7 protein-coding genes are annotated in these 10,552 nt (G+C 42.6%); 6 read left to right on the forward strand and 1 reads right to left on the reverse strand.

Annotation, left to right across the window (positions count from 1 at the left end; genetic code table 11):
• Positions 1-59 precede the first annotated feature (59 nt).
• The 4 genes from H140_RS14755 to H140_RS0113215 all read left to right on the forward strand — a co-directional run bounded on the left by H140_RS14755 (position 60) and on the right by H140_RS0113215 (position 5,185).
• Positions 60-251, forward strand: coding sequence for a transposase (locus H140_RS14755; protein ID WP_409371739.1), 192 nt, complete (start codon positions 60-62; stop codon positions 249-251).
• Positions 252-516: 265 nt separating this feature from the next.
• Complete coding sequence (locus tag H140_RS16460; RefSeq protein ID WP_019674124.1) at positions 517-2,073, forward strand: sugar transferase; 1,557 nt, start codon at positions 517-519, stop codon at positions 2,071-2,073.
• Between the two features lie 166 nt (positions 2,074-2,239).
• Complete coding sequence (locus H140_RS0113210) at positions 2,240-3,727, forward strand: capsule assembly Wzi family protein (protein ID WP_156819200.1); 1,488 nt, start codon at positions 2,240-2,242, stop codon at positions 3,725-3,727.
• A gap of 261 nt (positions 3,728-3,988) precedes the next feature.
• A complete protein-coding gene (locus H140_RS0113215) occupies positions 3,989-5,185 on the forward strand; it encodes an amino acid aminotransferase (protein ID WP_019674126.1) in 1,197 nt (398 codons plus the stop codon).
• 440 nt (positions 5,186-5,625) lie between these two features.
• On the opposite strand, the gene nhaC is transcribed toward H140_RS0113215, so the two are convergent.
• Complete coding sequence (nhaC, locus tag H140_RS0113220) at positions 5,626-7,041, reverse strand: Na+/H+ antiporter NhaC (RefSeq protein ID WP_019674127.1); 1,416 nt, start codon at positions 7,039-7,041, stop codon at positions 5,626-5,628.
• Positions 7,042-7,326: 285 nt separating this feature from the next.
• Here nhaC and H140_RS0113225 point away from each other — a divergent pair, with 285 nt between their 5' ends.
• Positions 7,327-8,523, forward strand: a complete 1,197-nt coding sequence (locus tag H140_RS0113225) for an amino acid aminotransferase (RefSeq protein WP_019674128.1) — start codon at positions 7,327-7,329, stop codon at positions 8,521-8,523.
• A gap of 683 nt (positions 8,524-9,206) precedes the next feature.
• Positions 9,207-10,199 (forward strand): molybdate ABC transporter substrate-binding protein, encoded by a 993-nt coding sequence (gene modA, locus H140_RS0113230; RefSeq protein ID WP_019674129.1) that lies wholly within the window; start codon positions 9,207-9,209, stop codon positions 10,197-10,199.
• Positions 10,200-10,552 lie beyond the last annotated feature (353 nt).

Genomic DNA, 10,552 nt, shown 5'->3' on the forward strand with positions numbered 1-10,552 from the left:
CCAGTATTCATCATGCCAAGATTATCCAAGCTAGATTACCCATTTGGCAAGAACGAGGCTTGTTTATCTTTTATTTACCGCCTTATAGTCCGCATCTAAATATCATTGAGCGGTTATGGAAGGAGGTAAAACAGGCTTGGCTAAGACCTTGTGATTATGTTTCTTTCGATACGTTGTCTTATGCAGTTAATCGGGTTTTTGCTAATATTGGTGATTCCCTGTCGTTAAATTTTTCTACATTTAAAGTATAGGTATTTAATTTTGTTCGATTACTTATCATTGAAATAATTAATGACTCTAATTCAGGCTTAATCACAGTAAACGGTGATGATGAAGGTTTTTTTAAAAATGCTATTAAGTTAATAGACAACCCCGATCTTCGACAACAGATGGGAATTTGCTCAAATAAGCTAATACAGACAAAGTTTTCTGTCAGCAACGCAACAAATAAGATCCTATCTAGCTACTATAGTCAACTTAAATAACATACTTAAAAAACTATCAAGTTGAATTTTTATGAAAATTTTAGTAACCGGCGCCAACGGCTTTATTGGCGAAGCCTTAGTTTCAAGCCTGCTTTCTACTCCACACAAACCTATTGCTTGTGTACGCAAATCAGTTAAGCCCACATTAGACTGTGAATATCGCTTTATAGACAATCTTGACTCTACAACGAACTGGCATGAGGCTCTAAAAGATATTGACGTTGTCATTCACTGTGCAGCCAAGGCAAGTGTTACAAAAGAAGAAGCAAATAATCCTGCATCTTCTTTAAAAGAAGTTAATACTTTAGCGACCCTTAATTTAGCGAAACAAGCCGCAGATGCTGGTGTAAAAAGATTTGTATTCCTAAGCTCTATTAAAGTAAATGGAGAATTCAGCCTACCTAACCAACCGTTTACACCAATAGTTACTCAGCCCCCAACTGACCCCTATGGCTTAAGCAAATATGAAGCAGAAACTGAGCTAAAAAAGATTGCTCAGGACAGCGCTATGGACTATGTCATAGTACGCCCTACCCTAGTCTATGGTAATAAAGTAAAAGGCAACTTTCGCTCTTTAATGAAATGGGCCTATAAAGGCATTCCTTTACCTTTAGGCGGAATTAAAAACAACTTACGTAGCTTAGTTTCTATCGAAAACTTAACTGACTTTATTATTAGCAGTATTGACAATCCAAATGCTAAAAATAACGTATTTTTGGTATCAGATGGTACTGATATCTCAACGGCTAACCTATTAAACAATATAGCAGCAGGATTAGGTGTCAAAAATCGAGCACTGCCTATCCCACCTCTACTGATCAAAGCCGGTGCGCGCTTGATGGGCAAAGAACATATAGCCCAAAGGCTTTGTGGCTCATTACAAGTTGATATCTCAAAGACAGAAAATACGCTAAACTGGCAACCTAAAATATCTACGCAAGAAGCCGTACAAAAAACGGCCCAATACTATGTTTCAAACCTTTCCAATTCAAAAAGAAATAGTTGGCAAAGACCCTTAGATATGGCATTTTCTGCGGCAGGATTAGTGGCAGCGTCGCCATTATTGATTGGTACGACTATCATAGGCTACTTTGATACAGGCTCGCCTTTATTTATCCAAGAACGGGTTGGTAAAGACAAAAAGCCTTTTAAATTGGTTAAGTTTCGCACCATGACGTTAGATACAGCATCAGTTGCCAGTCACCTAGCAGATAACAGCTCAATTACCAAACTAGGTCGCATCTTACGCAAAACCAAGCTAGATGAACTACCACAACTGATTAATGTTCTAAAAGGTGAAATGAGCTTAGTTGGCCCAAGACCCAATCTATATAATCAACAGGAATTAATTGAAGCCAGAGACAATCAAGGCGTGTATGACGTCTTACCTGGTATTACAGGGTTAGCGCAACTCAGTGGCATAGATATGTCTACGCCAGAGCTACTCGCTAAGACAGATAAAGAAATGATTGATAACTTAACTTTGCACAAGTACTTTAGCTATATCATACGCACCGCTTTAGGCAAAGGCAGTGGGGATGCGGTAAAAACTACACCAGAAATAGCAGGAAATCCAGAACAGTCATAAAACATTCTGACTAAGTTTGCTGTTTATTTAAGTGCTTAGATTAATTAGTGGAAATGACTTCATTTTGAGTCATTCCGCTATGTAATTTTGTTATACTTCCAAGTATTATGACGCCTTTATACCTTATTTATCACGCTACTCTTTTCAACCATAGAGCATTCTTATTATGAGTCTACCAATGAACTACCCCAAGCTAAAAACTCTCAGCCTAGTCATCAGTTTAGGTATGGCCAGCAGCTTTGCCAGCGCGCAAAACTTACAGCTTAACGACATGAGTCTTAAGTCAGAATTAGACTGGTTACAGACCCAAGGCGTCATTCAGATTAGTACCAGTACTTGGCCGATGACTGCCAATGAGATCAGTCGTGCTTTGGATAATGCGAAAGTTGATACCGAAGCACAACAACAAATCGTACAATCTATCCGACATACTTTAGATCAACAGCCAAAATCACTGGTAACTACTAAGCTGTCTGCCTACGGTCAGAGTGATAGAGAACAGCTACCACAGACCTTTGCCGATGACAAAAATGCCTCGTTTCAAGCCAGTGCTCAAGTCGGAATAAGTGAAGATGATTGGGAAGTTAACTTACAAGCTACCTATAAAGATGATGATCTGATCGATGATGAAGACTTTGGCTTTGAAGGCTCTTATATCGCTGGTAAATATGCCAATCAATGGCTGGTGGCGGGTAAGATTCCAACTTGGTGGGGACCTGGGCATGATGGCAGCTTAATTCGTGGTGATGCCAGTATTCCTGTACTGGGTCTGACCATGCAACGTGATACGCAAGCTGCACCAAAGAACCGTTATCTAAGCTGGGTAGGCCCTTGGCAGTATCAGCTGTTTGCTGGCCAGCTTGATGACTATACCGCCGCTAAGCACGCGAAACTGATTGGGATGCGCTTGACTGCTCAGCCACTTGACTGGTTAGAATTGGGCGCATCTCGTAGCTTTATGTGGGGTGGTAAAGGACGTCCTGAAGATCTAAGCTCTTTTTGGGATGCATTAAAAGGCACTGAAGATAATGGAGGGCGCGATGGAGGTGACCCAGCCAACCAACTGGGTGGCTTTGATGCCAGAGTTAACTTAGCACCTTTGGTTAACTTACCTGTCGGTATCTATGGTCAATATATTGGTGAAGATGAAGCAGGTGCTATGCCAGCCAAGAATATGTATCTAGGTGGCATTGATTATGCCTCAAGCTTTAACACGACTAGATTTGGCACTGTCCCCTACCAACTTTATACAGAATATACAGATACGCGTACCAGTGGTAAAGTACGTGGTATTTCTTATAACCATTCAAATTATACTGATGGCTACTATCAACACGGTTATCCGCTAGGTTATGCGCTTGGCGGTGATACTCAAAGCGTTGCCGTTGGTGGTAAGCTGTGGCTAGATAATCAAAACTTTATTACTACCAAGCTACAATATGCTAAGGTCAACCAGTCAGGTGAAGTAGGCAGTAGCTCCTATCGCAATAACAAAGCCTTCCCACTTTCTGATAAGTTAAAAGTAGTGGACGTGGCTTGGGAGCATCGCTTGAACCCACAAGTGACCATCTCTAGTCGTGCTTGGGCATCAAAATCTGACATCCACTCTACCGATGTGGGTGGTGGCTTTGGATTGGAATATACCAATTTTTAGTATCCTCTCTCCAGCCTTTCTTTTAATCTATTACAGCCCTCCTTTGAAAAATCCTCCCCAACCCTCCTTTAAAAAAGGAGGGAGCTTGTTAAATCCTCTCCAACCTTCCTTTAGAAAAGAAAGGAGCAACTCTATTCTAAATTTGATTGGGGAAAAAGAGTGGGTTAAAAACATTCTCTTTAAAATATTGCATTGAGTTAACCGCCAATCTGGTTTATTCTTTGTAGGTAAATGACTTACCAACCTGTAAAGGATAAAAATATGTTTGAACGTGTTGAGTATTACCCTGGTGATCCTATATTGGGCTTAAAAGAAAAATTTGTCGCTGATACAAACCCCAATAAAGTAAACCTAGGTGTCGGTGTCTATTATGATGAAGCAGGTAAATTGCCTGTTCTTGAGTGTGTGAAAACTGCTGAGCAGCGTATCGCAGATCCTATCTCTCCACGCCCTTACTTGCCAATGGAGGGCTTACCTGGACATCGTAAAGCTTGCCAAGAATTACTATTTGGTAAAGACTCAAAAGTACTGCAAGAAAAACGAGTCGCTACCATAGCCTCAGTGGGCGGCTCTGGCGCATTAAAAATAGGCGCTGAATTTATCAATGAATGGTATCCTGATTCTAAAGCCTATGTTAGTGACCCTACCTGGGGCAACCACATCTCTATCTTTGAATACAGTAATGTGCCTGTGGCAAAATATCCTTATTATGACAAAAGCACTAATAGCGTTAAGTTTGACGAGATGGTTGCCTTCTTTAAAACGCTGAACAAAAATGACGTGCTTATCCTACACCCTTGCTGTCACAACCCGACTGGTATTGACTTAACGCAAGATCAGTGGGATACCGTGCTTGAAGTCATTAAACAGCACGAGCTAATTCCATTTATGGATATCGCTTATCAGGGCTTTGGCGAAGATATGGAAAGCGATGTATATGCGATTCGTAAAGCGGTCGATATGGGCTTGCCACTCTTTGTCAGCAACTCATTCTCTAAAAACTTATCACTATACGGTGAGCGTGTCGGTGGTCTATCTGTTGTCTGCCCGACTGCTGAGCTTGCTGATCGTGTATTTGGTCAGCTACAGTTTACGGTACGTCGCACTTACTCTAACCCGCCATCACATGGTGGTCACATCGTCGATATCGTGATGAATGATGATGCGCTATATAAACAGTGGGTTGGTGAAGTTTACGCCATGCGTGACCGTATTAAGGCAATGCGTCTGAAACTAAAATCTGTACTTGAGGCCAAAATACCTGATCGTAATTTTGATTATCTAACGACTCAAAACGGTATGTTTAGCTTCACAGGTCTAACGCCTGAGCAAGTCGAACGCTTGGCGAAAGAGTTTGGTATTTATATGGTGTCAAACTCTCGTATGTGTGTTGCTGGCTTGAACTCAAGTAATATCGATTATGTGGCAAATGCGATGGCGGAAGTATTAAAAGACTAATGTTTGTTTAAAATCTGCCAGTGGTTGATGAAAAGCTGAGCAATTATATTGCTCAGCTTTTTTTATTATCCGTCGCCGTAAAAGGGGGTGTAAAAGCAATCTTCCCCAGCTCTGCTTTGAAAAAGGAGGGCTTAAAACGAACCCATCTGTGGCCGTTAGCCCAGATTGTAGCGGATATACTGCTTAGCTAGACGAGTTGCAGTGGCTTGATGTGGTGTGGCGCACGGAGTAAGCGACACACCACATCTTAGCCACTGCCTTGTATAGATAGGCAGATAGTAGCGGAAAGCTGGATTAGCTCCCTATAATAGTCAAAGTCATACTAAACGGTTATGAGGTTCACCTCGCTTAGCTTATGACGCTCGCTTAGCTTATGACGATAGTCGTACTTTCACTCGGTTGCCTTGTAACTATTTTAGATGATTTTGACTATATTGGTGTTATTTTTGACTGATAGTCACTCCTGTAAAGCCGAATAAAATGGTCAGTAACAGCGAGAAATAACAGAAGAAAGCATAGGGCAGATAATCTAATACGGGCACGCCAAGCGCTTGACTGATAAATACCCCACAGACACTCCAAGGAACTAGGGGGTTTATCACGGTGCCTGCGTCTTCAACGGTACGAGATAGATTTTTGGGGTGTAAGTTTAAGCGCTCAAAGGTGGGTCTAAATGCGGTGCCCGATAATAGCAAGCTTAAATATTGCTCACCTATCAGTACGTTAATACTTAGGGCGGCCATGGCGGCGGCAAATATCGCTTGTCCTGCGGTGGTTAGCTTGTCACGTAAGCCCAATAATAAAGCAGGTAAGACACCTAAGGCTTTTAATAGTCCGCCTAAGCTTAATGCCAATATCACAATGGTCTGAGTAAAGAACATACTTTGGATGCCGCCTCGTGACAACATTCCACCGACTTCGCCTAAATCTAATGACTCTGAGGGTGTGTAGCCTGTAAAGAAGTAGCCGCCCAACTGCTCAATACTCAGCGTGCTGTGCGTATAGGTGATAATCAACGCAGTGATAATAGTGCCAATGATGGTATAGATGGCATTCACACGCATCAAGGCTAAGACGATGAGCACCACAAAAGGTAATACGGCATGGCCATGAATTAAGCCACTGTCGATAAGTTGACTTTGCAGATGCGTAACCTGACTTAAGTCGGCAGTGTGTGTCTGTCCAGACAGCATCCAGAATAATAGCACGCTAATTATCCATGCTGGTACTGTGGTATAAATCATGTTGCGAATGTGTTCAAATAAATCAATGCCGACCACAGATGAGGCAATAGTCCCCGTGTCAGATAAGGGGGACATCTTGTCCCCGAAAAATGCGCCTGATACTACAGCACCTGCTGCTACTGCTACATTGGCATCAAAGGCATTGCTCATGCCAATAAAAGCAACCCCTAACGTGGCAACTGTGGTCAAACTACTGCCCAATGCAATCCCGATAATAGAAGTCAGAACAAAGGCGGAGATATAATAAAAATCTGGCGAAATAAGCTCAAAGCCAAAATACATCAGGGTAGGAATAGCGCCTGACATCATCAAAGCGGCAACCAATAGCCCAATAAAGAAAAATAAATAGATGGCACCAATGCCGCTCATCACCCCTTCTGCCATGTGTGACTGCATCTCTTGAAAGCTTAAGCCACGATGCTTACCAATTAAAAAGATAAAGCAAATCGCCAACAGCAAAGACAAATGCGGTACCCAACCGAAGCTTATCATGGTCACGCTCATAATAAGAATGACTAACCCTGCAATAATAAAGGCCAAAGCGGGGGTAGGCTGAGGCGGAGATTTTAGGTTATGTTGAGTTTCAGATTGCGTTGCGTTATCTGTCGTCATAAACTATCCATTTAATTGAGCTGTTTAAGTAAGCATCATGTTATTTCGACTATCATAGCAATTTTTTTGTATTTTACCTATACTTTGACTGGGGCGTGATAAATTCGCCTAAGGTGCTGTACTAAGTTTTATACTACCAACCCTGATAACTCAACCCTGATAACTCAACCCTGATAAACAGCCTAGCTTTTCAAACTCACTACGCCTACTATATGTAGCACTTGCTCTTACTTTCCTTGTTAGGCTTATTGTCAGACTTGGTATTACTTTCTAAAAGGAAATGCAATGTTTAAACATGTCGACTTCTATGCTGGTGATCCAATATTAGAATTGGTGAACGAATTTTTGAATGACACCAATCCCAATAAAGTAAATCTTGGTATTGGTATTTATTATGACGAAAATGGACAGTTACCTGTATTAGAATGCGTAAAAATAGCTGAAAAACGCATGGCTGATCCTATTTCCCCTCGCCCCTATCTGCCAATGGATGGACTACCTAGTTATAAAAAGGCGTGCCAGCAACTATTGTTTGGTAAGGATGCACCTATCCTTCAAGAAAATCGTATCGCTACCCTTGCTACGATTGGTGCTTCTGGTGCGTTGAAAGTCGGTGCTGAGTTTATCAATGCTTGGTTTCCAACGTCTAAGTGTTATGTCAGTGATCCAACATGGGTCAATCATATTGCCATCTTTGAAGGCAGTGGCGTGGAAGTGGGCAGCTATCCCTACTATGATAAAAAGACTGTTTCTGTGAAACTTGATGCGATGCTCTCGTTTCTAAATAGCTTAAACAAAAATGATGTGGTATTGCTGCATCCTTGTTGCCATAACCCAACTGGGGTGGATCTAACGCCTGAACAGTGGGATAAAGTCTTAGAGGTTATGAAAAACCGTGAGTTAATTCCATTTATGGACATTGCCTATCAGGGCTTTGGCGAGAGCTTAGACGAGGATGCTTATGCTATCCGTAAATCAGTTGAGCTAGGGTTACCTCTATTTGTCAGTAACTCTTTTTCTAAAAACTTATCGCTTTACGGTGAGCGTATCGGTGGCTTATCCATCATTTGCCCAACCGAAGAAGAAGCGGTACGTGTCCTTGGTCAACTCAAGCTTATCGTTCGCCGAATCTATTCAAGCCCACCTTCACATGGGGGTCATGTGGTCGATATCATTATGAATGATGATACGCTTTATGAGCAATGGGTTGGTGAAGTTTATGCGATGCGTGATCGTATTAAAGCCATGCGCTTTAAGCTAAAGTCTGTATTAGAAGCGAAGCTACCTGAGCGAAATTTTGATTACCTGACTACCCAAAAGGGCATGTTTAGCTTCACTGGCTTATCTCCTGAGCAGGTAGAGCGCTTAAAAACTGAGTTTGGAGTTTATTTATTAGCAACATCACGTATGTGTGTGGCAGGTTTAAATATCCATAATGTTGATTATGTCGCTAATGCGATGGCAGAGGTGTTAAAAGACTAGTTTGCTGCTGTATTGTTATTAACTAAACCCCAATCTCAACTTATTACAATCCATTGTAGGCTGGTGCTTTTAGCCCAGCAAAACGTATCTTTTAACCAAATGTGCTGGGCTAAAGCCACAGCCTACGCAAAGAGTTGAGAGTGAGGTTAACTAAATAGATGAAGGGCTGAGTATCTGATGGATGCTCAGCTTTTTTATTGATTAATAATTTGGGTTGTTATTCGCTGGATGTCGTTACCTCCATACCAGCTTACGCATCATATCCAGACCACACACCAAGCCACGATTCACACAAGGTTTGGCTCCCTTTCTTTTTCAAAGGAAGGGCTGGGGATGGATTTCAGCCAAGCACAGCTTGGCTCTTGCGAAGCTAACAAGCTCTCCCAGAGCTTTTCTTAACGCCTCGCAGGGGATGGATTTCTTTTACGCCCTGAATGTGGCCGTAAAACGCGGTTTAGCCTTGATTGTAGCGGATATCCTGTGGTGGTGAGTAAGTTGCGAGGGCTTGGCTTGGCGTGGCTCACGAAGTAAGAGACACTCCAAGCCTTAGCCATTCGCCTCACTCAACACCGCAGATAGTAGCGAAAAGCAAGATCAGCTCCAAAGACCTATTCCCTAATCCTCTATTTTCAGGCAGAATACACGCTGTATGTTAACTTTGTTCTTATTTCAAGGTAATCTACATGCGTACCCCACTCACTCACAAAATACAGCAGCCATCAACAGCTAGCGCAGCCTGCTTTACTAGCCTAAAATCACTGGCGTTACTGCCACTGGCTGTCCTAGTTGCCAGCTGCTCTAACCCAGCCTCTGATGCTCAAAGCAATACTCAAGACGATACTCAAGACAGCGTTCAGAGTCAGGCTGATGATGCTGAGGTATTGCGTATCGCTGCGGCTGCCAACCTTGCTGGTGTGCTGCCAGCAATTATTGATGCCTATCAGCAAGACACCAGTCAGCAAAACCTAAGTCAGCCAGACAGTGAGCAAAGTGAGCAACACGCCTCGACATCAGACAATCGATCAGACAATCTGCCTGCTGATACAGCTCGTATTGAAGTGACTTATGCTTCCTCTGGTAAGCTGTATGCTCAAATCAACTCTGGGGCGCCTTATGATGTGTTTTTGTCCGCTGATCAGCAGTTTCCAGCCAAGTACATTGAGGCACATCCGACCGCTGACCCACAACGTCAGCCCTTTACCTATGCCCGTGGACAGTTGGCACTATACAGTAGCAATCACGATTTAAGCCCAATCTCTGCGCTTACAAAAGCAAGCCTAGAGACGCTGTGGCTGACTGATTCGAAGCCTCGCATGAAAGTCAGTATAGCCAATCCAGAGCTGGCACCTTATGGCGCATCGGCCAAAGCCTTTTTACAACAGCATCGGCTCTATGACAGCTTACAACAACAAAAAATGCTGATTCAGGCAGAAAACATTGGGCAAGCCTTTCAATATACGCACACGGCCACCACTGATTATGGCTTTGTGGCGCTGTCGCAGTTGTTGAGTGCCAAGGTTGCCCCGAGCAAATACCAAGTGTTAGCGCCTGACAGCTATCCCCCCATTTTGCAAGATGGGATTGTGGTCAGTGAGCATCCACAAGCTGTCAGCTTTGCCCATTACTTACAATCAGACGCTGCTCAGCAGTTGTTTCAGCAGGCAGGGTATTTGTAGAATAGAGGGCTTGTAGAACGACACTCTCAACAAATCCATCCCCAACCCTTCCTTTGAGAAAGCATAGGTATCTACACAATTGGTAACAGCTCATAAACCTGTTAGAATAAATTAGTATGGCATAGAGAAAATGGAGCTAGATACGAGGCTCATTAAACGATATCAACAACTCGTACGTAATCACACACACCTAAATGGTTATCTACACACAGGTATGAAAGCTACCATTAATAATCAAAGTAGTTTCGCTCAAACACAAGCATTATGGCGTTTTATTCACAATGATAAAGTCAGCTACCAAATGCTTAACGAACCCTTGATGGCAAATAGCTTACAAGGGTGTAGCGAACACT

This window comes from Psychrobacter lutiphocae DSM 21542, assembly GCF_000382145.1.
In the GTDB taxonomy this organism is placed as follows: Bacteria; Pseudomonadota; Gammaproteobacteria; order Pseudomonadales; family Moraxellaceae; genus Psychrobacter; species Psychrobacter lutiphocae.